This is a genomic window from Burkholderia sp. PU8-34 (assembly GCF_053427725.1).
On the sequence record NZ_JBSAXC010000006.1, the window covers coordinates 284565 to 307019 of the forward strand.

Here is a 22455-nt window from a genome sequence, read left to right on the forward strand (position 1 = left end):
GTGTTACGGGCCGCGGCGCGTGAAGGTCAGCGTCGCGCCGTCGGCGGTGACGATCTGCAGCTGCTGCGGCGCGCGCATCTGCACGCCGGCCTTCGCGATGTGCGCGAGCGCGTCGAGATACGCCTGCTCGAGCTGGCCGCCGGGCGTGCCGGTGCAGGCCATCCGCGTGCCGGCGAGCGGGCCGAAGCTCAGCACGCCGTTCTTGACGTCGTAGGTGCCCATGTAGCGGTTGCAGCCGGAGTACCCGGACGCACGGCGAATGCCTGATTCGGTCGACAGCGCAAGCTTGATCGGTTCGCCGTTGTCGCCGTGCGGGATCGTGCGTGGCGTACCGTCGGCGTTCTGCCAGCTCGTGAGTTCCCAGCTCGTGTCGTCGAGCAGCTGCACGGCAGCGGGGTTGAACGGATCGGGGGCGGCGGCGGCGGCGTCGGGATGAGTCGGCATCGAGCAGGCGGCGAGAAGCGTGGCGAGCGTCAATGCGCCGAGCGGCGCGCGCAGCGGGCGAAACAGGCGGGTGCGCGTGCGTGCGGCTGCGGTCGGGTGGGGCATGAGCCTCGTTCCTCATCATGTTCTGAACAAGGCGTAAGAGTAACGCACTCACCTTGCGTCAGGCGAGGCGACCATCCGCGCGCGAATTCGTTCGCGGCCCGCCGGCGCGACGCGCGAGCGCGGCACGAGAGCGGCGTGAGTACGGCACGAAACCGGCCGGACCGACACCGAAGCGCGTGTTAACATCGCAGTCGTTTTCGACCTCCAACCTGAAGCGGGAAATCATCACATGCAGATCGGTCAGCGGCTCGGTACGCCGCTTTCGCCCTCGGCCACGCGCGTCATGCTGCTCGGCGCCGGCGAACTCGGCAAGGAAGTCATCATTGCGTTGCAGCGCCTCGGCGTCGAGGTGATCGCGGTCGACCGCTATCCGGACGCGCCGGGGCATCAGGTCGCGCACCGCGCGCACGTGATCGACATGACCGACGCGGCCGCGCTGCGCGCGCTCGTCGAGACCGAGCGTCCGCACCTGATCGTCCCCGAGATCGAGGCCATAGCGACCGACGCGCTCGCGGCAATCGAGGCGGCGGGCATCGCCGAGGTGATCCCGACCGCACGCGCGACCCAGCTCACGATGAACCGCGAAGGCATCCGCCGGCTCGCCGCCGAGGAGCTCGGCCTGCCGACGTCGCCTTACGCGTTCGCGGAATCGTTCGACGCGTTTCGCGCGGCCGTCGCGACGATCGGCATGCCGTGCGTCGTGAAGCCGGTGATGTCGTCGTCGGGCAAGGGGCAGTCGGTCGTGCGCAGCGACGCCGACATCGAGCCCGCGTGGCAGTACGCGATGGCGGGCGGGCGCGTGAATCACGGTCGCGTGATCGTCGAGGGCTTCGTGGATTTCGACTACGAGATCACGCAGCTCACGGTCCGCGCGATCGATCCGGCGACGGGCGACACGCGCACCTATTTCTGCGAGCCGGTCGGCCACGTGCAGGTCGCGGGCGACTACGTCGAGTCGTGGCAGCCGCAGCCGATGTCCGCGACGGCGCTCGCGCGTTCGCGCGAGATCGCGCACAAGGTGACCGAGGCGCTCGGCGGGCGCGGGCTGTTCGGCGTCGAGCTGTTCGTGCGCGGCGACGAGGTCTGGTTCTCCGAAGTGAGCCCGCGGCCGCACGACACGGGCCTCGTCACGCTCGCGTCGCAGCGCCAGCCGGAGTTCGAGCTGCATGCGCGCGCGATTCTCGGCCTGCCGGTCGATCCGACGCTTGGTTCGCCCGCTGCATCGGCGGTGATCTACGGCGGGCTCGACGAGCGCGGCATCGCGTTCGAAGGCGTGCGCGACGCGCTGGCGGTGCCGGGCGCCGACCTGCGCCTGTTCGGCAAGCCGGAAAGCTTCGCGAAGCGGCGCATGGGCGTTGCGCTCGCGACCGGCGCCGATGTCGACGAAGCCCGCGCACGCGCGAAGCGCGCGGCCGCGGCCGTCAAGCCCGTATCGGGCCGCTGAAGACGGGAGGGCGTGCGATGCCGACCACCTGCTTTCTGCGACGCGTCGCGCGCCTCGGCGCTGCGCTGGCGCTCGCCGCGAGCGTTTCGGGCTGCGGCCTGGCCGCCGCGCCGTGCCGGATCGCGTCGGCCGGGCTGAAGATCGTGCCGGTCGTCGGCCACGTCGCCGCCGCGCCGACCGATGCCTGCGCGGATGTCATCGATCCCTGATCGCCGCTGACAACGCCTGACAGCCCCCTGACAACCCACTGACAACAATAACCGGCGCGCCCGGGCGGGCGCGCGTTCACACCACGTCTCGTGAGAGGACCTGCATGATTCGTCAAACCCTCGCCGCGCTTGCACTGGCCGGCCTGTCCGTATCCGTCGCGCATGCCGCGCAGCTGACCGTCGAGGAAATCGACGCGGACGCGCGCCAGACGGCCGTCTACCAGTGCGCGAACCAGGCGCAGCCGGTGCGCGTGTCGTACTGGCTCGCGGGCAACGGCCAGAGCTTCGCGCTCGTGCCGGTCAACGGCCAGCGCCTGCTGTTCGTCGACACCGTGTCGGCGTCCGGCGTGCGCTACCAGGCCGGCCGCTATACGTGGTGGACGAAGGGCAAGGAAGCGACGCTGCGCGACGAAATCGCCGACCAGAAGGCGCCGCCGCTGTTGTCCGACTGCGTGCAGGTCGAGAAGAAAAAGAAGAAGGGCTGATCGCCGCCCGGCGTCCCCGATGTCGTGTGCCGGCGGGGCGGGCCGGCGCCCGTGCGCAGCGAGCTGGAGTCGGCCACCGGACCGGCTGCGGTGCCGTCCGCCGGAACCGGGCAGCGGCGTCTGCGCGTCGCGTCGGCGAGGCTGTCACGGACAGATCGCTGCGCAGTGCTACAATACGGCCCTTTCCGCCGGCATTCGCGCCGAACGGAGTCCGCACGGCCTGGTTCCAGGGTTCGCATCGAACCGGTCCCAAGCGCCAGAGCGGCGCCGCGCGGCGCGCCGCGGCTCCGTCTACTTCCGAAATGTGATTCGCGCAGGCCCGCCGGGCCGGCCTGACGCGTGATGTCCCCGCCGCGCCTTTTGAGCGAAACGCCACCATGTCCGATTCTGTCGCCAAGCCAGTCGACGCAACCTTCGATCAATTCGGCCTTGCCGCCGACATCCTGAAAGCCATTGCGGAGCAGGGCTACACGACGCCAACGCCGATCCAGGCGCAGGCGATTCCCGTCGTGCTCGCCGGCCGTGATGTCATGGGCGCCGCGCAAACGGGCACCGGCAAGACCGCGAGCTTCTCGCTGCCGATCCTCCAGCGCCTGCTGCCGCAGGCCAATACGAGCGCGTCGCCCGCCCGCCATCCGGTGCGCGCGCTGATTCTCACGCCGACCCGCGAACTCGCCGACCAGGTCGCCGCGAACGTGCATGCGTACGGGAAGCACACGCCGCTGCGCAGCGCGGTCGTGTTCGGCGGCGTCGACATGAATCCGCAGATGGCCGAGCTGCGCCGCGGCGTCGAGATCCTGATCGCGACGCCGGGCCGCCTGCTCGACCACGTGCAGCAGAAGACCGCGAACCTCGGGCAGGTGCAGATGCTCGTGCTCGACGAGGCCGACCGGATGCTCGACATGGGCTTCCTGCCGGACCTGCAGCGGATCCTGAACCTGCTGCCGAAGGAGCGCCAGACGCTGCTGTTCTCGGCGACGTTCTCGCCGGAAATCAAGAAACTCGCGTCGACCTACCTGCGCAATCCGCAGACGATCGAGGTCGCGCGCAGCAATTCGACGAACGCGAACGTCACGCAGATCGTCTACGACGTCGCCGAGGGCGACAAGCAGGCGGCTGTCGTGCAGCTGATCCGCGGCCGCGGGCTCAAGCAGGTGATCGTGTTCTGCAACAGCAAGATCGGCGCGAGCCGGCTCGCGCGTCAGCTCGAACGCGACGGCGTGGTCGCGTCGGCGATCCACGGCGACAAGTCGCAGCTCGAGCGGATGCAGGCGCTCGACGCGTTCAAGCGCGGCGAAGTCGAGGCGCTCGTCGCGACCGACGTGGCCGCGCGCGGCCTCGACATCGCCGAGCTGCCGGCCGTGATCAACTTCGACCTGCCGTTCAACGCCGAAGACTACGTGCACCGGATCGGCCGCACGGGCCGCGCGGGCGCGACGGGCGATGCGCTGTCGCTGTGCAGCCCGAACGAGCGCAAGCAGCTCGCCGACATCGAGAAGCTGATCAAGCGTCCGCTCGAGATGCAGACGCTCGCGCTCGACAAGCCGGCGCGGCATCGCCACGACGAGCGCGGTGGCGAACGAGGCGGCGAGCGGGGCGGGGAGCGCGGTGGCGAGCGGGGCAGCCGCCGCGAACGCGACGAGCATCGCGGCGCGTCGGGCCGCCGCTCGGCAGGCGCGGAGCGCGGCGGGTACCACCACCGCCGCCACGAGGCGCCGATCGACGACTTCTTCCTGAAGCCGTACGAGCCGTCGGCGCCGGCGAAGCAGCCGGAAGAAGTGAAGTCTGCGCAGCCGGAGAAGAAAGGGCCGAAGCGGCAGGTCGCCGCGCTGCTCGGCGGGTTCGGGATGCCGCGCAAGCCGTCGGCGTAATCGGTCGGCGCGAGACGCGCGCGTATCGAGGAAACGGGTGCATGCGACGAGCATGCGCCCGTTTTTTTATTGGTGAAGAGGAGCGGACAGAGGCGGCATGTTCGTGGCGTCTGGTCGGGGCGACATTGGTGTTGCGTAGTGATCCGGCGGGCGAGGGGAGAGGGGCGAACGAGCGAACGAGCGAACGAGCGAACGGGATGCCACAGCGGCCCATATTGCGCGTAGCCGTCATCGCCGGCGCTTCCCCGCGTCGATGGCCGGACGCGGCACCCGATGGCCTCTAGCCGGCCCGCGGCCCGAAGCGCCGAGCCCACGCGGCCGTCGCGGCCCCGTAGAACGACGCCAGCGTCGTACCGGGCAACTCGCCGTCCGACGCAAGCCCCAGATGCGCGGCCGCAGCCTTCAGCGCCGGCAGCGGATCGTCGCGTTCGAGCGCGATCGCGCCGGTCTGCTTGCTGAGCTTTTCGCCATTCGCGTCGAGGACGACGGGCACGTGCAGATACGACGGCGTCGGCACGCCGAGGCAGCGCTGCAGGTAGATCTGGCGGGCGGTCGAATCGAGCAGGTCGGCGCCGCGCACGACGTGCGTGATGCCAGCATCGGCGTCGTCGACGACGACCGCGAGCTGGTACGCCCACAGGCCGTCGGCACGCTTCAGCACGAAGTCGCCGACCTCGGTGGCGAGATTCTGCGATTGCGTGTGTTGCCAGCGATCGTCGAACGTGACGATCGCCGCATTGCCGTCCGGCACCCGCAGTCGCCACGCGCGCGCGGGCTTGCCGTGCAGGCCCGACCGGCAGGTGCCCGGATACGCGAGCGTCGTATGGCGTTCGTGCGCGGCGCGCAGCGAATCGGCGATCTCCTTGCGCGTGCAGCCGCACGGATAGACGAGCCCCGTCGCCATCAGCCGTTCGAGCGCAGCCGCGTATGCCGTTTCGCGCGCGCTCTGCCAAACGGGCGGCTCGTCCGGCGTCATGCCGAAGTGCGCGAGCGTCGCGAGGATGTCGTCGGCCGCGCCGGGCACCGTGCGCGGCCCGTCGATGTCCTCGATGCGCACGAGCCAGACACCGCCGTGCGCGCGTGCATCGAGCCAGCTCGCGAGTGCGCCGACGAGCGAGCCGAAGTGCAGCGGGCCGGTCGGCGACGGCGCGAAGCGGCCGCGATAGCCGTTCATCGGAATCCGCGGCGCTCGCTCAGGCGGTGCCCGCAGCGTTCGCGCAGGCCGGGCAGGACTGGCCGCGCACGTAGCTCGGCGATTGCTGCGCCTCGGGCGTGACGACCGCGCGGCACGCGAAGCAGGTGACGTTCTCGGTGGGCTCGAGCTGCGGGTTCAGCGCGGTGCGATAGTCGAACACGAAACAGTCGCCGTGATAATGCGCGCCGCCGACTTCCTCGAAGTACTTGAGGATCCCGCCTTCGAGCTGGTACACGTTGTCGATGCCGACGTCCTTCATGTGGATCGCCGCCTTCTCGCAGCGGATGCCGCCCGTGCAGAACGACACGACCGTCTTGCCTTCGAGGTCCGCGCGGTTCGCTTCGATGACGCCCGGGAATTCGCTGAACTTGGCGATCCGGTAGTCGAGCGCGTTGTCGAACGTGCCGACGTCGACCTCGAACGCGTTGCGCGTGTCGAGCATCACGACCGGGCGGCCCGCGTCGTCGTGGCCGCGGTCGAGCCAGGCCTTCAGCGTGTGCGCATCGACGAACGGCGCGCGGCCGAGTTCCGGCTTGATCGCCGGCTTCTTCATCGTGATGATTTCGCGCTTCAGGCGCACGAGCATGCGGCGGAACGGCTGCGAGTCGGACAGGCTTTCCTTGAACTGCAGCGTCGCGAACTTGCCTTCGAACAGCGGATCGTGGCGGATGTAGTCGATGAATGCATCGGCCCCATCGCGCGTGCCGGCGATGAACAGGTTGATGCCTTCCGGCGCGAGCAGGATCGTGCCGCGCAGGCCGAGTTCGTTGCAACGGGCGGTGACGAGGGGGCGCCATTGTTCGGTCGCGTCGAGCGATACGAAGTGATAGGCGGCGAGATTGACGATACTCATGATGGTCGGAACTGAAAGCGGCCGCGGCCGTGCAATGATCGCACGGGGCTCGCGAAATAGGGGTGCGAACCGGGCGGATTAGCAAGCGGATAAGTCGAAAACGCGTATTATCCCGCAAACCGAGCGCGATCCGGCATCTGGCCGTCCGGCCAGCGGCGCGGCGCGTGGTCGCGCACTCGGCCGCATGGCCAGCGCGGGGATTTTTTGGGCAGCCTGCGTGGCGACGCGGCTACAATAGCGCCCATGTCAGATCCCCGCTTCGTCCATCTTCGCGTTCACTCCGAATTCTCGATTGCCGACGGCATCGTGCGTCTCGACGATATCGTCAAGGCGGCGGCCGCGGACGGTCAGGGCGCGCTCGCCCTCACCGATCTCGGCAACGCTTTCGGCCTCGTCCGTTTCTACAAGGAAGCCCGCGGCAAGGGCATCAAGCCGATCGCCGGCTGCGACGTCTGGATCACGAATCCGGACGATCGCGACAAGCCGTCGCGGCTGCTGCTGCTCGTCAAGGACAAGCGCGGCTACCTCAATCTCTGCGAGCTGCTGTCGAAGGCGTGGCTCACGAACCAGTATCGCGGCCGCGCGGAGATCGACGTGCAGTGGCTCGAGACCGAGCTGGCCGAAGGGCTGCTCGCGCTGTCGGGCGCGCAACAGGGCGATATCGGCCTCGCGCTCGCGGCCGGCAACGAGGAGGCGGCGCGCCGCCATGCGCAGCGCTGGGCGAAGGTGTTTCCGGGCGGTTTCTACATCGAACTGCAGCGCTACGGCCAGCCGGGCGCCGAGGCCTACATCCAGCAGGCGGCGACGCTCGCCGCCGAGATGAAGCTGCCGGTCGTCGCGACGCATCCGACGCAGTTCATGACCGACGACGATTTCACCGCGCACGAGGCGCGCGTGTGCATTTCGGAAGGCGACATCCTCGCGAATCCGCGGCGCCAGAAGCGCTTCACCACCGACCAGTACTTCCGCACGCAGGACGACATGGTCGCGCTGTTCGCCGACCTGCCGTCCGCGGTCGCGAACACGGTCGAGGTCGCGAAGCGCTGCAACCTGAAGCTCGAGCTCGGCAAGCCGAAGCTGCCGCTGTTCCCGACGCCGGACGGCATGTCGCTCGACGACTACCTGATCCAGCTGTCGAAGGAAGGGCTCGAAAAGCGTCTCGAGCAGCTGTATCCGGATGCCGCCGAACGCGACGCGCAGCGCGACACGTACTACAAGCGCCTCGAATTCGAGTGCGGGACCATCACGAAGATGGGCTTCCCGGGCTACTTCCTGATCGTCGCGGACTTCATCAACTGGGCGAAGAACAACGGTGTGCCGGTGGGGCCGGGCCGGGGCTCGGGCGCCGGTTCGCTGGTCGCCTACGCGCTCGGCATTACCGATCTCGATCCGCTGCGCTACAACCTGCTGTTCGAGCGCTTCCTGAACCCGGAACGCGTGTCGATGCCCGACTTCGACATCGACTTCTGCCAGCACGGCCGCGACCGCGTGATCCAGTACGTGAAGGAAAAGTACGGCGCGGACGCCGTGTCGCAGATCGCGACCTTCGGCACGATGGCCGCGAAGGCGGCCGTGCGCGACATCGGGCGGGTGCTCGATCTCGGCTACATGTTTACCGACGGCATCGCGAAGCTGATCCCGTTCAAGCCGGGCAAGCACGTGACGATCGCCGACGCGATGAAGGAAGAGCCGCAGTTGCAGGAGCGCTACGACCACGAGGACGAAGTGCACCAGCTGCTGGATCTCGCGCAGCGCGTCGAGGGCCTCACGCGTAACGTCGGGATGCACGCGGGCGGCGTGCTGATCGCGCCCGGCAAGCTGACCGATTTCTGCCCGCTGTATACGCAGGGCGACGACGGCGGCGTCGTGAGCCAGTACGACAAGGACGACGTCGAGGCCGTCGGCCTCGTGAAGTTCGACTTTCTGGGCCTGACGACGCTGACGATCCTCGACTGGGCCGAGCGCTACATCCGCCGGCTCGATCCGGCGAAGGCCGACTGGTCGCTCGCGCAGGTGCCGCTCGACGATCCCGTGTCGTTCCAGATCCTGAAGAAGGCCAACACGGTCGCCGTGTTCCAGCTGGAAAGCCGCGGCATGCAGGGCATGCTGAAGGACGCGCAGCCCGACCGTTTCGAGGACATCATCGCGCTCGTGGCGCTGTACCGCCCGGGCCCGATGGACCTGATCCCGAGCTTCTGCGCACGGAAGCACGGCCGCGAGAAGGTCGAGTACCCGGATTCGCGCGTCGAATCCGTCCTGAAAGAGACCTACGGCATCATGGTCTATCAGGAGCAGGTGATGCAGATGGCGCAGATCATCGGCGGCTACTCGCTCGGCGGCGCGGACTTGCTGCGCCGTGCGATGGGCAAGAAGAAGCCCGAGGAGATGGCCGAGCACCGCGAGATCTTCGCGGAAGGCGCCGCGAAGAACGGCTTGTCCCGCGAGAAGTCCGACGAGATCTTCGACCTGATGGAGAAGTTCGCGGGCTACGGCTTCAACAAGTCGCACGCGGCCGCCTATGCGCTGCTCGCGTACTACACCGCGTGGCTGAAGGCGCACCATCCGGCCGAATTCATGGCGGCCAACATGACGCTCGCGATGGACGACACCGACAAGGTGAAGATCCTGTTCGACGACTGTGTCGTGAACAACCTTGCGGTGCTGCCGCCGGACATCAACCAGTCGCACTATCGCTTCGAGCCGGTCGCGGAAGCGGACGGCAAGCGCTCGCGCACGATTCGCTACGGGCTCGGCGCGGTGAAGGGCAGCGGCCAGAACGCGATCGAGGAAATCCTGCGCGCGCGCGAGGAAAAGCCGTTCTCCGACCTGTTCGATTTCTGCGAACGGATCGACCGGCGCGTCGTGAACCGCCGCACGATCGAGGCGCTGATCCGCGCCGGCGCATTCGACTCGCTGAATGCGAACCGCGCACAGATGCTCGCGTCGGTGCCGCTCGCGATGGAAGCGGCGGACCAGGCCGAGGCGAATGCGATGCAGGCGGGCCTGTTCGACATGGGCGCGGAGTCGCCGCACGCGCACGCGCTCGTCGACGAACCCGCATGGGACGACAAGCGCCGCCTGCAGGAAGAGAAGGGCGCGCTCGGCTTCTACCTGTCGGGCCACCTGTTCGACGCGTATCGCGACGAGGTGCGGCGCTTCGTGCGCCAGAAGGTCGGCGAATTGAAGGAAGGGCGCGACAAGCTCGTCGCAGGCATCATCGCGTCGCTGCGCACGCAGATGACCCAGCGCGGCAAGATGCTGATCGCGCTGCTCGACGACGGCTCGGGCCAGTGCGAGATCACGATCTTCAACGAGCAGTTCGAGGCGAACAAGGCGCTGTTCAAGGAGGACGAACTGCTGATCGTGCAGGGGCAGGCGCGCAACGATGCGTTCACGGGCGGCATCCGCTTCACCGCCGATACCGTGATGGATCTCGAACGCGCGCGCAGCCGCTACGCGCAGGCCGTGCGGCTGACGATGAACGGCAATGCCGATGCGGCCGCGCTGCGCCGCGTGCTCGAGCCACACGTATCGAAGGACGAGCCGCCCGCGGCGAGTGCCGCCGAGGCGCCCGCGCCGCGCGGCGGCGGGCGCGACGGCGGCCGCCGGCAAGCGCCGCCGCCGTTGCCGAACGGTCTTGCCGTGCAGATTCATTACAGCAGCGCCCGCGCACAAGGCGAGATGCGTCTCGGCGATGCATGGCGCGTGAAGCCGAGCGACACGCTGCTCGCGGAGCTGCGCGCGGCGTTCGGCATTACCGTCGAGATTGCGTACTGAGCGGCCGGGCGCCCGCGCCCCCCGCGCGCCCCGCGCGCCCTGCCTCGCGGCGGCCACGCGACGCTGACCTGCAGCGGCGCCGGCAACAGGCACTTGGGCGCGTCATGCGGTCGCTATACAATCCGTCGCGGGTCGCGTGACGCTCTCGTCGGCGGTGTTCGCCCGCTGGCGGCGGTACGCGTGCAAACGGCAGCACGGCAGCACGGCAGCACGGCAGCACGGCAGCACGGCAGCACGGTGGCACGGTGGCACGGTGGCACGGTGGCACGACGCCGCCTCGGCAGGCCGCGCACGCTCAAAATGATCAGACCGTCTACAACAAGAATGGCCAACGACAACTCGATGGGGCGGATCCTCGTGATCCGGATCGATTTTCTGGGCGACATGCTGTGCACGACGGCGTTTCTCGGCGCGCTGAAGCAGCGCTGGCCGGGCGCGGAACTGCACGTGGTCGCCAACACGTACAACGCGGCCGTGCTGGCCGGCAACCCTGACGTGCACACGGTGCACAAGTACGTGTACAGCCGGCAGTGCGAGCGTAACGACCGGCCGGGGCGCTGGCGGGCGATCGTCGACCGGCTGCGGCTCGTGCGCCGCCTGCGCCGCTTGCGGTTCGATCTGGTGATCGTCCCCAACGGCGGGATGCACCGGAGCAGCGTGCAGTTCGCGCGGCAGCTCGGTGCGAAGGATTGCCGCTGGCACGACACCGGGTCCGAATTCGACGACCGCAAGCCCGAGCATGTCCGCACGCGGCCGATGCGCCACGAAGCGCTGTCCGGGTTTCAGCTCGTCCCCGAGCTGGCGTGTACCGACATCGAGGGTCTCGCGTTGTCCGCCTATCCGGATCGCGCGCAGCAGGACACCTGGCATCGCGTGCTCGGGCCGCGTTCGCAGCCGCGGATCGGCCTGTTCGTCTCGAACAAGGCGGCGGAGCGGCGCTGGAGCGGGGACAAATGGCGCGACCTGAGCCGGCGGATCGGCGGGATCGCCGACGTGATCGTGTTTCGCGATCCCGCCAGTGCGGACGATCGCGACGCGTGGCGCGATGTGCACGCGCGGCATGTCGCGCCGTCGTCGGTCGCCGACCTGATTGCCGCCGTGAGCCTGCTCGATGTCGTCGTGTCTGCGGACAGCGCGCCGGTGCACCTCGCGTCGGCGCTGGGCGTGCCGGTTGCCGCGTTGTTCGAGGACCGGCCGGAGAAATACCTGCGCTGGCATCCGCTCGGCGTGCCGCACGTGATCCTGCGGGCCGGCGCGGCGGTCGACGCGATCGGCGTCGACGCGGTCGAGCGGGCGGTAGGTCATCTGCTCCGGCATACCGAGCGTGGCGATGCTCCGGTTGGCGACCCGGTTCACGGGGTGCCGGCGCCGCCGGGGACAACCGTGCTCGACGCGACCGTTTCGTAACCCGCGATCTTTTCTCGAAGCGCGGCGCGCCGGTCATCCGCCGCGCCGCGTGTCATGCCGGATTCGGGCAGGCTCGACCGGACGATGTCGAACCACGTCCTCTCGGCCCAAGTCCGCCAAGCCGCCAGCCGCCAAGCCGCCAGCCGCCAAGCCGCCAGCCGCCAAGCCGCCAAGCCGCCAAGCCGCCAAGCCGCCAAGCCGCCAAGCCGCCAAGCCGCCAAGCCGCCAAGCCGCCAAGCCCGGGACCGTACCCCGCTCGCACTGCACGTCCCGCACACACGGCCCGAGCCGGTTGCCGCAAAATCCTGTACATTGCCAGCCTTGTTCGCCAGCCAGATAGACGGATCGATTGCCGTGGCCCTGTTTTCTTCCGCCCGCCCGCCCAAAACCATCCTCGTCGCCGCACCGCGCCGCATCGGCGACGTGTTGCTGACGACGCCGCTCGTGCGCTCGCTGAAAGCCCGCTGGCCGGATGCGCAGATCGACATGCTGGTGTTTCGCGGTACCGAGGGCGTGCTCGAGCACAATCCGGACGTGCGTCGCGTGATCGTCGTCGCGCAGCGCGCCGGGTTCGGTGAGCGACTGCGCGACGCGCTGTCGATGTGGCGCCGCTACGACCTCGCGTGCGCGGCGCTGAGCTCCGACCGGCCGCGCTTCTACAGCTGGTTCGCCGGTCGCAGGCGGGTCGGCCTCGTCGATCCCGACCGCGTCACCTGGCTGACCCGCATGATGCTGCACGGGATCGCGATCAACCATCACCAGTCTGCGCACACCGTCGTGAGCACGTTGGCGCTTGCCCCGGTGATCGGCATCGAGCCGGTCTCCGAAGTGGTCGCGCCCGGCATCGGCGACGATCCCGCGCGCCGCGCGCAGTTCGACGCGTGGCTCGCCGAGTCGCCCGCGGTGCGCGACGGCAAGCCGCTCGTCGTCCTGCATCCGTATCCGATGTTCCGGTACAAGCAGTGGCGGGCCGACGGCTGGGTCGAGATGATCGACTGGCTGCGCGCGCATGGGTTTGCGGTCGCGCTGTCCGGCGGCCCGGCACAGGGCGAGCGCGATTACGCGGCGCAGGTGGCGGCCGCAGCGGGCGGCGACGTGCTGAATCTCGTCGGCCGCCTCACGTTCGGCGAGAGTGCGGAACTCGTGCGGCGCGCGCGGCTCTTCATCGGGCCCGACACGGGCGCGACGCACGTCGCCGCTGCGACCGGCACCAGCACGGTCGCGCTGTTCGGGCCGTCCGACCCCGTGCGCTGGGGGCCGTGGCCGCAGCACTGGCCCGCGACCGAGAATCCGTGGCCGCTGCGTGGCTCGGGCCGGCACGGGAACGTCTATCTGCTGCAGGGCGAGGGCGATTGCGTGCCGTGCCGCCACGAAGGCTGCGAGCGCCACGTCGAAAGCCGCAGCGACTGTCTCGTCAATTTGAGCGCGCAGCGCGTGAAGGCCGCGGCAGCCGAGATGCTCGGGCTGGACGCGCCGGACGCGGCGGCCGTCGTCGACACGTCGCGGCTGCGCCGCGCCACATCGGACTGAGGATCCGGGCGGCGGTCAGCCTCCGGCCGCGTGAATGAATAGTCGGAAGAGGGGAGGGTGCCGGGCGGCCACACGTCGGCCACCCGCCGGCGTTCTTTCTGCGCGCCTGATGCGGTCAGGGCGCGCTCTTTGCCGCGCGTCTCGGGCCGTCCGGGGAACGGACGACCGGCAGTGCTGCCGCCCAGAGTGAACCGCGTCAGGCGCTGCGCCGGATCGCCGACGTCTCGCGCGGCAGCGTGTCGCCGCGCTCGCCGCAGCCGAGCAGGATGCCCGCGAGCAGCACGATCAGGTGCCCTTCGGCGAAATCGAGCAGCAGCGAATTCGCGAGACTGCCGATCGTGAAGATCGCGAGCCACGCGAGCAGCAGGTGGCGCGAGCGCGGGTCGAGCGTGCGGCTGCCGCGCGCGATCTGCACGATCAGGTTGACGAACAGCAGCAGGCCGACCGATCCGAGCTGAACGGCCATCAACAAGTATTCGTTGTGCGGGTTCGACGTAAGCTGGCCTTCGGCGGCGGTCTTGCCTTGCGCGAGCTTGTTGAATTCGAACTCGAGGCCGCCCGCGCCGTAGCCGATCACGGGCCGCGCCTGGAACAGTTCGAGCCCCTTCTTGTACCACTCGAGTCGCAGGCCGGTCGACGTGATCGCGTCCTTCTGCTGATACTCGCGCACTTCCGACACGACCTTCACGAGCCGGCCGCCGTGGATCGTGCACGCGGCGGCGACAAGCGCTGCTGCCGCCACGACGAGCGCGCCTGCGGCAAGGCCCGCGCGCAGCGGCGAGCGCTTGCGCAGCACCAGCACGAACCGCACCGCGACGACCAGGATCAGCAGCAGCGCGATCAGCTGGCCCGTGCGTCCCTGCAGCATCACGAACACGTTGACGAGCGACCACAGGGCGACGCCGGCGAACGCGGCGCGGGAGAGCGCCGTGCGGGCCACCAGCGCGAGATCGGCCGCCTGGTAGAACAGCAGCGCGCCGAACATGCCGGCCGCGATGTGATTCTTGAACACCCACGCGCGCGACAGCGGCAGCTCGGACGCATGCGCGGGCCCGATCGCGGTCAGCCCGAGGTAGTTGGTCGTCGACAGCACGAGGATCACGCACAGCGTGCCGAACCAGCAGCGCCGCACGATCGGCGCCCAGTTCGAATGGCGGAACGCGAGCGCGGCGAAGGGCAGCAGCAGCAGCTTGTCGTACTTGGCGACCCAGCTCCACGCCTTGTCGTGCGGCGCGACGGTGTACGCGACGCTTGCGGTCAGCGCGGCCATCACGAGCAGTGCCGCGAGCGACGCCGGTTGCGTGACGAACGAGCGGAGGTCGCGCCAGAACTCGGGTGCGATGACAAGCGCGACGGCGAACAGCGCGCAGAACACGTTCGTCAGCGCGGTGGAGACGGGCACCATGCACAGCGCGGCGACGGCGAAGGCGCGGGCGGCGGTCAGGCGCCGCGAGGCGGGAGCGGAAAACGAAAGCATCGAAACCTGTCGGATGGGCGATTGCGGCATGCGGGCACCATGCTGCGCGCCGCGGTCCAAGCGGCACACGCCGGGACAAACCGCGGAGTATACGCGAACCGCCGCGCGTTTCCGCACGGTTTCGGGGGACGAATCAGCTGAACGCGCGTTTGATCCGCGAGCGCAGCAGCGCGCGCTTCAGGCGGCCGGCGACTTCAGGCGTATCGAGCGCGACGCGCGCGCCGGCCGGCTCGCCGCGGTGCAGGTAAAAGCGGTCGAAGGTCGCCTGCGTCATGCCCCATTTGTTGAGGAACTGGCGGCGGCCGTCGTTCTTGACGATCTTGCCGGTGCTCTTCTGCTGGAAGTGGTAGACGAGGCTGTCGCCCACGCCGAGGAAGATCCGGCAGCCCGCGTCCCAGAATTTCATCGAGAAGTCGTTGTCGCTGCTCATGCCGGGCGACAGCTCGCTGCTGTAGCCGCCGATCCGGTTCCACCAGTCGCGGTGCACGAGCGTCGGCGGCCAGGTCGAGCCGAGCCAGTCGGCGCGCGCGAGCTTCGGCGCGGCCGCGACGAGGCCGGCCGCGTCGAAATGCTCGGCGTCGCGGCCGAAATTGCTGACGACGACGCACGGGTTGCGCGTGTCGACCGGCTCGACCATCGTGCCGGACAGCATGAACAGGTCGGCCGGCATCTGCTCGATGCGGCGCACGAGCGCTGCGTCCCAGCCGGGACAGCAGAACATGTCGTCGTTCATGTAGACGACGTAGTCGCGCGTCGCGCGCGCCGCGGCGAGGTTCACCGCGTGGCAGATGCCGATGTTGGCGGGCGACGCGGTGTACTCGATCCCTTCGCTGCGGACCCAGTCGAGGGTGCCGTCCGAGCCGTCGTTCACGTGCACGATGATCTGGTGCTCGTATGCGGAATGCCGGCGCAGGCTGTCGACGACGAGCTTGAGGTACGGCAGGTTGTTCCAGGTCGGGATGATGATGGAGAACATGGCGGTCGGAATCGGTGGTCGTCGTGTCGGGCGGCGCGCGGCGTCGTCGGTGGGCTCGTCGGTGCGCGCGCGGCGCGGGCAGGCCGGCATTGTAACGTCCCGGCGGCCGCGCGCCGCCGCGGCCTGGCGCAACGGCGGCCCCGGCAGGCCGCCGTTGCGGCGCGCAGGAGCGTCAGCGCGCGGGCTCGTGGCCGAGCTTCAGGAAGCGGTAGTAGACGGTTTCGGCGTTGAACACGGCGATCATGAAGCCCGCGCGCCCGTCGAGAAAGCCGCGCCGCAGCACGTAGGTCCGCGCGAACGCCCACAGGCCGCGGGCGACGGCCTTGCCGAAGCCGCCGCGCTGGCCGGCCGCGCGGCGCTGCCGGGCGCCCGCGGTCGAATACGCGTCGAGCTTGCGCACGACGGTCTCGAAATCCTCGTACGAGTAGTGCATGAGCTTGCCGGCGAGGCGCTGCGCTGGCGTGTCGAACACGAGGCGCTCGTGCACGAGGTCGTCGGAGAAGCGCGCCGCGCCGCGCCGGAACAGGCGCGGCACCCAGTCCGGATACCAGCCGCTGTGGTGGATCCACTGGCCGCAGAAGCTCGACAGCCGGTCGAGCGCATAGACCTGCGCGGCCGGCTGGCGGATCGCCGCGCGGATCGATTGCGAGAGTTCCGGGCTGACGACCTCGTCGGTGTCGAGCGACAGGATCCAGTCGGTGGAGAGTGCGGCAAGCGCGCGATTCTTCTGCGGGCCGAAGCCTGGCCAGTCGCGCTCGACGATCACGCGCGCGCCATGCGCGTGGGCGATCGCGACGGTGTCGTCGGTGCTGCCGCCGTCGATCACGACGACGTCGTCGGCGAACGCCAGCGCGTCGAGGCACTGCGCGAGCCGCGCGGACGCGTTGAGGGCGATGAGGGCGACGCCGAGGGTGGGTTCTGCCATGAAATCGTCGGACGGATGGAGGAAGCGGTGAGCGGCAGTATACCCGCGCGCCGGCTGCCCGCCGCCGTCGGCGGCGGCCGTGCCGGCCCGGGCGGTGCGGCTATAATGTTGGGCCTTTTCGGCACCCGCCCGGCGGGGTCGGATTCCCGGGCCGATGTCGTCCCCGGGGCGCCGCGCCGCGGCTCAAGAAGGATTGCCTTGGATACTCAGAACACGCTTCGCAAACCCATGGACGCGTCCGGCACGTCGCCGGTGACCGTCCTCAAGCGCCTGTGGCCGTACATCAGGCCGCTGCTCGGCGTCGTCGTGCTCGCCGTGATGACGATGGGCGTCGTCGCGGCGACCGAAGCCGGGATTCCCGCGCTGCTCAAGCCGCTGCTCGACCACGGCTTCGGCGCGCACGGCAGCGACCGCGCGAAGTGGTACGTGCCGGCCGCGGTGATCGGCCTCGCGCTCGTGCGCGCCGTGTCGCAGTACGCGTCGAACTACCTGCTCAACTACGTCTCGAACCGGATCCTGCTGCAGCTGCGGCTCGAGATGTTCCAGCGGATGATCCACACCGGCGCGTCGTTCTTCCAGCGCGAAACCGCGAGCACGGTGATCAACGCGATCGTGTTCGAGGTCAACCAGATCCTGTCCGTGCTGACGGGCGTGATGGTCACGCTCGTGCGCGATTCGCTGACGGTGATCTTCCTGCTCGGCTACCTGTTCTACCTGAACTGGCGGCTCACGCTGATCGTCGCGGTGATCCTGCCGGGCATCGGCTGGCTCGTCAGCAAGATCAACCGCCGGCTGCGGCGGCTGAACCGCGAACACCAGACGCTCACCAACGAGCTGTCGTACATCGTCGAGGAGACGGTCGGCGGCTACAAGGTCGTCAAGGTGCACAACGGCGAATCGTACGAGATGGACCGCTTCACGGCGATGAGCAAGCGCCTGCGCGGCTATGCGATGCGCATGACGGTGTCCGGCGGCCTCGCGCAGCCGCTCACGCAGTTCCTCGCGTCGATCGCGCTCGCGGTCGTGATCACGATCGCGGTCGTGCAGTCGTCGAACGATCAGACGACGGTCGGCGGCTTCGTCGCGTTCGTCACGTCGATGCTGCTCGTGATCTCGCCGCTCAAGCACCTGATCGACGTGAACCAGCCGCTGCAGCGCGGGATGACGGCGGCCGAGCTGATCTTCGGCCTGATCGACGAGCCGGCCGAGCCGCAGGGCGGCGGGCGGCCGCTGCCGAATGCTCGCGGCGAGATCGAGTTCCGCAACGTGTCGTTCGATTACGGCGCGTCCGAGCGGCCGACGCTCGACCGGATCTCGTTCAAGGTCGCGCCGGGCGAGATGGTTGCGCTCGCCGGGCCGTCCGGCAGCGGCAAGACGACGCTCGTGAACCTGCTGCCGCGCTTCTTCGACCCGACGGGCGGCGCGATCCTGCTCGACGGCGTGCCGGTCGCCGACTACGACATCCATGCGCTGCGCAGCCAGATGGCGATGGTCAGCCAGGACGTCGTGCTGTTCAACGACACGATCGCCGCGAACGTCGCATACGGCCAGACGCCGGACCGCGCGCGCGTGCAGGCCGCGCTTGAGGCCGCGAACCTCGCGGACGCGGTCGCCGCGATGCCCGACGGGCTCGATACGATCGTCGGCGGCAACGGAATGCGCCTGTCCGGCGGCCAGCGGCAGCGCCTCGCGATCGCGCGTGCGATCTACAAGGACGCGCCGATCCTGATTCTCGACGAAGCGACGTCGGCGCTCGATTCCGAATCGGAGCGGCACGTTCAGGCGGCACTCGAGCGGCTGATGGAAGGCCGCACGACGCTCGTGATCGCGCACCGGCTGTCGACGATCGAACGCGCTGACCGCATCCTCGTGCTCGAGGCCGGCAAGATCGCCGAAGAGGGCAGTCACGACGAGCTGCTGCGCGTCGGCGGCCTGTACGCGCACCTGCACCGGATCCAGTACCAGCAGCAGGCGGCCTGACAGGCGCGCGGCGCAGGCGCCGCGCGGGGTTTGCGTCATGCCGGTGTGCTAGTCTTCATCGCGCAGGCCACAGTCGTTTCGTTCGACGTGACAACACGGAGGGAAGGCACGATGAAGAAGATGCACGGCATGATGTTGGCTGCACTGATCGCGGCGGGTTTCGCCGCGCCGCTCGCGATCGCGCAGGACCATGGCGACCACAACGACCAGGGCGGCCCTGCGATGCGGCATGGCCATGGACCGAAGGGCATGCCGCCTGGCCACGCGATGCATCACGAGGAGGACGTGCCGCCGCGCTGGGCGGACCAGCCGCGTCGCGACTGGCACAAGGGCGACCGGCTCCCGCCCGAGTTCCGCGACCGCCAGTATGTGGTCGAGGACTGGCGCGGCTATCACCTGAGCCCGCCGCCGCGCGGCTATCAGTGGGTCGGCATCGGCGGGGACTACCTGCTCGTGCAGATCGGCTCCGGCCTCGTGTTCCGGGTCGGGCCGTAACCTTTCCCGATCGTCCTGCAGCCGGGCGTCGCGCGCCCGGCGCGCGTCTTCATTCCTTTGCCGAGCAGCGCTGACCGCCGGCAACATCGCGCCGCCGCGCTACGCGCGTCGGAACCAGCGCCGCTCGATCCTCGACATTCCCCAGCACACGCCGAGCGCGCATACCGTGCCGAGCGTCACTTCACCGAGCCGCACGAGCGGAATGTCCCACAGCGGGCCGCTGCCGGGAAACAGCATCACGATCGTCGCGGTGACGCCGCCGAGCCGCGCCGCGCTGCCGACGTTCAGGCACCAGCAGCTGACGATCACGACCGCGACTGCGATCGCATAGGCGACGATGTCGTGGCCGCCGCCGAACGCCGCGCCCGCAAAGCCGAGCACGCCGCCGACCATCGCGCCGACGAACTGGTCGCGCGACAGCGACATCGTGTCGGAATAGTTGTGCTGGGTGACTGCGATCGCGGTGATCGCCGCCCAGACGGCCTGCTCGGTGTGCAGCGCGCGGCCGATGCCGTACGCGAGGCACGCGCCGCAGACAGCCTGCAGCGCCATCAGGCCGCCTTGCGCGAGCCGCTCGCGCAGCGACAGTCCCTTGAACAGGTCGAAGATCGACTGCTGGATCTGCTGCCGGGTTTCGTTGAGGGTCCTGAGCGTATTCATCGCGTTGCTGTCATGAATCGGGTGATGGCGGCGCGTGTGCGTGTCAGTGTGCTTCCTCGGGCGAGGCGGTGGCGGGCGCCTCGGCCGCGTCGTCGCCATTCTCGACGCGCGTCTCCGGCATCCCGAGCCACACCAGCAGTACCGCGAGCGCGCCCGCGGCGGCGAGCCCGAAGAAGCTGACCGCATTGCCGAAATGATCGGCGACATAACCGGCCGCGGCCGTGCTGAAGGTTGCGCCGATTCCCGCCGCAAGGCCGAACAGGCCGATGCACAGGTTGTAGCGGCCCTTGCCGCCCGCGACGTCCGCGGCGATCAGCGGCAGCATCACGCCGAACACCGCGGCGCTGATGCCGTCGAGCATCTGCACCGGCACGAGCAGGTACGGGCTGCTCACGCCGGCGAACAACAGCGCGCGCACGGGCAGCGCCGAGAAGCCGAGCAGCAGGATCGGCCGGCGGCCCCAGCGCTGTGCGGAGCGGCCGACCCACGGCGACAGCATCGCGACGATCGCCTGCGGCACGATGATGCACGCGGCGATCACGAGCTGCACGTTGTCGCCCATCCCGGCCGTCACTTCGCCGGCCGCGAGGTTGAGCATCGCCGCGTTCGACAGGTGGAACAGCACGACGCACGCGGCGAAGATCAGCATGCGCCGGTCGCGCAGCAGTTCGAGCAGCGTCTCGCGTCGTTCGCCGTCGGCGTTGTCCTGTTCCTTGTCCTTGGGGTCGTGCCTGGGCCTGCCGTGCGGGATCACCGTATGGGTCGGCTGGATCATCGCGAGCGCGAACAGGGCGGGCAGCGCGAGCACGGCGGTCAGCCAGAACACCGCGCGCGCGGAGAAGTATTCGCCGGTGAGCCCCATCAGGCCCGCCGCGACCGCACTGCCGATCGATGCCCAGCGCGCGTTGCGGCCGAGCCGGTCGCCGAGGTCCGCGCGGCCGACGAGCGCGAACGAGATCGCGGCCATCGCCGGCACGAGCATGCAGCTCGCGAAGCCGTGGAACACCTCGGCCGCGATCACCGGCACGATGGTCGGGCTTGCCGCGAGCAGCACCGCGGACAGGATGATCGCCGCGATCGCCCACGCGGCCGCGCCTTTCTTGTTCTTCAGCGCGTCGACAGCCGCGCCGCCCGGCACCTGGCTCACCATTGCGCTGATCGTGCCGATCGACAGCACCATGCCGATTTGGCCTTGCGTCCACTTGTGCGATGCGAGGTACGACGCGATGAAAGGGCCGAAACCCGTTTGAACGTTTGCGACGAAGAAGTTGAGCCAGTCGAGGGCCCGGAGACTGCGCACGCTGACGGAATGCTGGATCGTCATCGTGTGGCACTCGCGGAAGAGGCCGGCGCTGCGGCGGCGGGCGGCGAGACCGCGACGATGGGCTTGTCGGCCGCATAGGGCGGCGACGCCTTGATCTGCGCGTCGTTCAGGTCGAGCAGCGGGTGCAGCGCCTGGTCGCGCATGACGAAGCGCAGCGCGGCCCAGTTCGCGGCGATCGTGCGGCCGTTCGGGTCGACGAGGCCGCCGAGATCGAGCACGATCGCCTGCGGCTGCGCGTCCCGGTCGATCAGCACGTCGACGACGCGGCCGATCTTCGCGCCGTTCGGCCGCTCGACGTCGCTGTCGAGGATCGGCAGGCGCGTTGCGGACGGCCCGGTGCCGGGGCCCGAACGCGGCAACACCTTCGGGCGGGCGGCGGGCGGCAGTTCACCTGGCGCCACGTCGAGCACGATCGGCTCGCGCTTGCCGCCCGGCGTGAAGCGGAACACGTTCCACGGGAAGCTGACCTTGCGATCGCCGACGCCCATGAAGCCCTGCAGGTTGACGATCATTTCGCGCGGCTTGCCGCTTGCGTCGGTCACCATGTCGACCGCGCGGCCGATCACCTTGCCGCTGCGCCGCTGCACCTCGCTGTCGAGCAGCGCGTGGAGCTGGTTGCGGTCGAGCGTGCGCGTCGCGACGAGCGGCGCCGGCGCGGGCTGCGCGGGCGGCGGCGAGACGGGACGCTGGACGGGCTTCGGCCGGACGGGTTCGCGGGGCGTTTTTTTCGGCGCTTCGGCGCCGGGCTCGACCGGCGCGGGCACGGGCGGCATCGTCAGCGGCTCGCCGGCGGTCTCTTCGACCGGCTCGACGAGTGCCTCGCTGATCGGCGCGGGCGGGTTCTGGGTCGGCAGCAGCCCACAGCCGGACAGCAGCGTGGCGGCGGCGAGGACGAGGAAGGCTGTCGAGGACGGGAACGACATGCGGGACGCGGGAAGCGGATATCCGCCGCTCATTGAAACTCACTCCAGGGGTCGGGACGGGCGCGAACGCACGTGGCTGGCGATGGATGGCGGGTGCGGGCGGCGCACCACGCGAGGGGAGAGTTTAACGTGTCTCGCGGGAAAGGCCGATGAAGTCGGGGCGATCGCGGTGAATCGTGGAAGGAAACCGGTGTTGGCAGGAGGCAGGCGGGGAGGGGCGGAATGTGGGGGCGGCGCCCGGCGGTGCCCTGCACGGCGCCTGTCGGGCGACTTCCGGCCGTGTCCGGCGATGGCGGGCGGCGTCCTGCGTGTCCGGATGCCGTGCCGCGGCAAGCAGTAACCCGAACCGGAAGCCCCCGTTCTGGCACCGGACGC

General features: G+C 69.5%; 18 protein-coding genes. 9 read left to right on the forward strand and 9 right to left on the reverse strand.

The window, feature by feature from the left end; all coding sequences use genetic code 11:
• Nucleotides 1-3: 3 nt before the first annotated feature.
• Nucleotides 4-549 carry an META domain-containing protein gene (locus ACV22Z_RS17460; RefSeq protein ID WP_448077532.1) on the reverse strand — a complete coding sequence of 182 codons (546 nt, stop codon included), beginning with the start codon at nucleotides 547-549 and terminating at the stop codon, nucleotides 4-6.
• Nucleotides 550-778: 229 nt separating this feature from the next.
• Here ACV22Z_RS17460 and purT point away from each other — a divergent pair, with 229 nt between their 5' ends.
• The 4 genes from purT to ACV22Z_RS17480 all read left to right on the forward strand — a co-directional run bounded on the left by purT (nucleotide 779) and on the right by ACV22Z_RS17480 (nucleotide 4558).
• Complete coding sequence (purT, locus tag ACV22Z_RS17465) at nucleotides 779-1993, forward strand: formate-dependent phosphoribosylglycinamide formyltransferase (RefSeq protein ID WP_448077533.1); 1215 nt, start codon at nucleotides 779-781, stop codon at nucleotides 1991-1993.
• Nucleotides 1994-2010: 17 nt separating this feature from the next.
• On the forward strand, nucleotides 2011-2202 hold the full coding sequence (locus ACV22Z_RS17470) for a DUF6726 family protein (RefSeq protein ID WP_448077534.1): 192 nt from the start codon (nucleotides 2011-2013) through the stop codon (nucleotides 2200-2202).
• A gap of 104 nt (nucleotides 2203-2306) precedes the next feature.
• Nucleotides 2307-2687 (forward strand): MliC family protein, encoded by a 381-nt coding sequence (locus tag ACV22Z_RS17475; protein ID WP_448077535.1) that lies wholly within the window; start codon nucleotides 2307-2309, stop codon nucleotides 2685-2687.
• A gap of 377 nt (nucleotides 2688-3064) precedes the next feature.
• The gene (locus tag ACV22Z_RS17480; RefSeq protein ID WP_448077536.1) at nucleotides 3065-4558 is read left to right on the forward strand and encodes a DEAD/DEAH box helicase; all 1494 of its coding nucleotides are present in this window, start codon (nucleotides 3065-3067) and stop codon (nucleotides 4556-4558) included.
• Between the two features lie 280 nt (nucleotides 4559-4838).
• Here ACV22Z_RS17480 and gluQRS read toward each other — a convergent pair whose 3' ends face one another.
• Together gluQRS and ACV22Z_RS17490 are read right to left on the reverse strand one after the other, a co-directional pair.
• Complete coding sequence (gene gluQRS / locus ACV22Z_RS17485) at nucleotides 4839-5732, reverse strand: tRNA glutamyl-Q(34) synthetase GluQRS (protein ID WP_448077537.1); 894 nt, start codon at nucleotides 5730-5732, stop codon at nucleotides 4839-4841.
• 19 nt (nucleotides 5733-5751) lie between these two features.
• The gene (locus ACV22Z_RS17490; protein ID WP_448077538.1) at nucleotides 5752-6606 is read right to left on the reverse strand and encodes a sulfurtransferase; all 855 of its coding nucleotides are present in this window, start codon (nucleotides 6604-6606) and stop codon (nucleotides 5752-5754) included.
• A gap of 243 nt (nucleotides 6607-6849) precedes the next feature.
• On the opposite strand from ACV22Z_RS17490, the gene dnaE reads away from it, so the two are divergent.
• The 3 genes from dnaE (at nucleotide 6850) to ACV22Z_RS17505 (ending at nucleotide 13320) form a co-directional block, all read left to right on the forward strand.
• On the forward strand, nucleotides 6850-10383 hold the full coding sequence (dnaE, locus tag ACV22Z_RS17495) for a DNA polymerase III subunit alpha (RefSeq protein WP_448077539.1): 3534 nt from the start codon (nucleotides 6850-6852) through the stop codon (nucleotides 10381-10383).
• A 324-nt stretch (nucleotides 10384-10707) separates the two neighbouring features.
• Nucleotides 10708-11790, forward strand: a complete 1083-nt coding sequence (locus ACV22Z_RS17500) for a glycosyltransferase family 9 protein (RefSeq protein WP_448077540.1) — start codon at nucleotides 10708-10710, stop codon at nucleotides 11788-11790.
• Between the two features lie 354 nt (nucleotides 11791-12144).
• Complete coding sequence (locus ACV22Z_RS17505) at nucleotides 12145-13320, forward strand: glycosyltransferase family 9 protein (protein ID WP_448077541.1); 1176 nt, start codon at nucleotides 12145-12147, stop codon at nucleotides 13318-13320.
• Nucleotides 13321-13516: 196 nt separating this feature from the next.
• On the opposite strand, the gene ACV22Z_RS17510 is transcribed toward ACV22Z_RS17505, so the two are convergent.
• From ACV22Z_RS17510 to ACV22Z_RS17520, 3 genes are all read right to left on the reverse strand, one after another.
• The gene (locus ACV22Z_RS17510) at nucleotides 13517-14797 is read right to left on the reverse strand and encodes an O-antigen ligase family protein (protein ID WP_448077542.1); all 1281 of its coding nucleotides are present in this window, start codon (nucleotides 14795-14797) and stop codon (nucleotides 13517-13519) included.
• Nucleotides 14798-14930: 133 nt separating this feature from the next.
• The gene (locus ACV22Z_RS17515; protein ID WP_448077543.1) at nucleotides 14931-15773 is read right to left on the reverse strand and encodes a glycosyltransferase family 2 protein; all 843 of its coding nucleotides are present in this window, start codon (nucleotides 15771-15773) and stop codon (nucleotides 14931-14933) included.
• A gap of 172 nt (nucleotides 15774-15945) precedes the next feature.
• Nucleotides 15946-16698 carry a glycosyltransferase family 2 protein gene (locus tag ACV22Z_RS17520; protein ID WP_448077544.1) on the reverse strand — a complete coding sequence of 251 codons (753 nt, stop codon included), beginning with the start codon at nucleotides 16696-16698 and terminating at the stop codon, nucleotides 15946-15948.
• A gap of 228 nt (nucleotides 16699-16926) precedes the next feature.
• Here ACV22Z_RS17520 and msbA point away from each other — a divergent pair, with 228 nt between their 5' ends.
• A complete protein-coding gene (msbA, locus tag ACV22Z_RS17525; RefSeq protein WP_448077632.1) occupies nucleotides 16927-18678 on the forward strand; it encodes a lipid A export permease/ATP-binding protein MsbA in 1752 nt (583 codons plus the stop codon).
• A 111-nt stretch (nucleotides 18679-18789) separates the two neighbouring features.
• Nucleotides 18790-19173 (forward strand): RcnB family protein, encoded by a 384-nt coding sequence (locus ACV22Z_RS17530; protein WP_448077545.1) that lies wholly within the window; start codon nucleotides 18790-18792, stop codon nucleotides 19171-19173.
• Nucleotides 19174-19272: 99 nt separating this feature from the next.
• On the opposite strand, the gene ACV22Z_RS17535 is transcribed toward ACV22Z_RS17530, so the two are convergent.
• The 3 genes from ACV22Z_RS17535 to ACV22Z_RS17545 are packed head-to-tail and all read right to left on the reverse strand — an operon-like array spanning nucleotide 19273 to nucleotide 22113.
• Nucleotides 19273-19833, reverse strand: a complete 561-nt coding sequence (locus ACV22Z_RS17535) for an FUSC family protein (RefSeq protein ID WP_448077546.1) — start codon at nucleotides 19831-19833, stop codon at nucleotides 19273-19275.
• Nucleotides 19834-19876: 43 nt separating this feature from the next.
• The gene (locus ACV22Z_RS17540; protein ID WP_448077547.1) at nucleotides 19877-21157 is read right to left on the reverse strand and encodes an MFS transporter; all 1281 of its coding nucleotides are present in this window, start codon (nucleotides 21155-21157) and stop codon (nucleotides 19877-19879) included.
• Nucleotides 21154-22113, reverse strand: coding sequence for a PRC-barrel domain-containing protein (locus tag ACV22Z_RS17545; protein WP_448077548.1), 960 nt, complete (start codon nucleotides 22111-22113; stop codon nucleotides 21154-21156). The genes ACV22Z_RS17540 and ACV22Z_RS17545 overlap by 4 nt, the downstream gene beginning before the upstream one ends.
• Between the last annotated feature and the right edge of the window lie 342 nt (nucleotides 22114-22455).

Excerpts from the sequence above, each read along its gene's own strand:
- ACV22Z_RS17515 (WP_448077543.1), bottom strand. The coding sequence starts at position 15,773 with ATGTTCTCCATCATCATCCCGACCTGGAACAACCTGCCGTACCTCAAG.
- ACV22Z_RS17500 (WP_448077540.1), top strand. The coding sequence starts at position 10,708 with ATGGCCAACGACAACTCGATGGGGCGGATCCTCGTGATCCGGATCGAT.
- ACV22Z_RS17490 (WP_448077538.1), bottom strand. The coding sequence starts at position 6,606 with ATGAGTATCGTCAATCTCGCCGCCTATCACTTCGTATCGCTCGACGCG.
- ACV22Z_RS17510 (WP_448077542.1), bottom strand. The coding sequence starts at position 14,797 with ATGCTTTCGTTTTCCGCTCCCGCCTCGCGGCGCCTGACCGCCGCCCGC.
- ACV22Z_RS17545 (WP_448077548.1), bottom strand. The coding sequence starts at position 22,113 with ATGAGCGGCGGATATCCGCTTCCCGCGTCCCGCATGTCGTTCCCGTCC.
- ACV22Z_RS17470 (WP_448077534.1), top strand. The coding sequence starts at position 2,011 with ATGCCGACCACCTGCTTTCTGCGACGCGTCGCGCGCCTCGGCGCTGCG.
- ACV22Z_RS17480 (WP_448077536.1), top strand. The coding sequence starts at position 3,065 with ATGTCCGATTCTGTCGCCAAGCCAGTCGACGCAACCTTCGATCAATTC.
- ACV22Z_RS17530 (WP_448077545.1), top strand. The coding sequence starts at position 18,790 with ATGAAGAAGATGCACGGCATGATGTTGGCTGCACTGATCGCGGCGGGT.
- dnaE (WP_448077539.1), top strand. The coding sequence starts at position 6,850 with ATGTCAGATCCCCGCTTCGTCCATCTTCGCGTTCACTCCGAATTCTCG.
- purT (WP_448077533.1), top strand. The coding sequence starts at position 779 with ATGCAGATCGGTCAGCGGCTCGGTACGCCGCTTTCGCCCTCGGCCACG.
- gluQRS (WP_448077537.1), bottom strand. The coding sequence starts at position 5,732 with ATGAACGGCTATCGCGGCCGCTTCGCGCCGTCGCCGACCGGCCCGCTG.
- ACV22Z_RS17460 (WP_448077532.1), bottom strand. The coding sequence starts at position 549 with ATGCCCCACCCGACCGCAGCCGCACGCACGCGCACCCGCCTGTTTCGC.
- ACV22Z_RS17475 (WP_448077535.1), top strand. The coding sequence starts at position 2,307 with ATGATTCGTCAAACCCTCGCCGCGCTTGCACTGGCCGGCCTGTCCGTA.
- msbA (WP_448077632.1), top strand. The coding sequence starts at position 16,927 with ATGGACGCGTCCGGCACGTCGCCGGTGACCGTCCTCAAGCGCCTGTGG.
- ACV22Z_RS17535 (WP_448077546.1), bottom strand. The coding sequence starts at position 19,833 with ATGAATACGCTCAGGACCCTCAACGAAACCCGGCAGCAGATCCAGCAG.
- ACV22Z_RS17540 (WP_448077547.1), bottom strand. The coding sequence starts at position 21,157 with ATGACGATCCAGCATTCCGTCAGCGTGCGCAGTCTCCGGGCCCTCGAC.
- ACV22Z_RS17520 (WP_448077544.1), bottom strand. The coding sequence starts at position 16,698 with ATGGCAGAACCCACCCTCGGCGTCGCCCTCATCGCCCTCAACGCGTCC.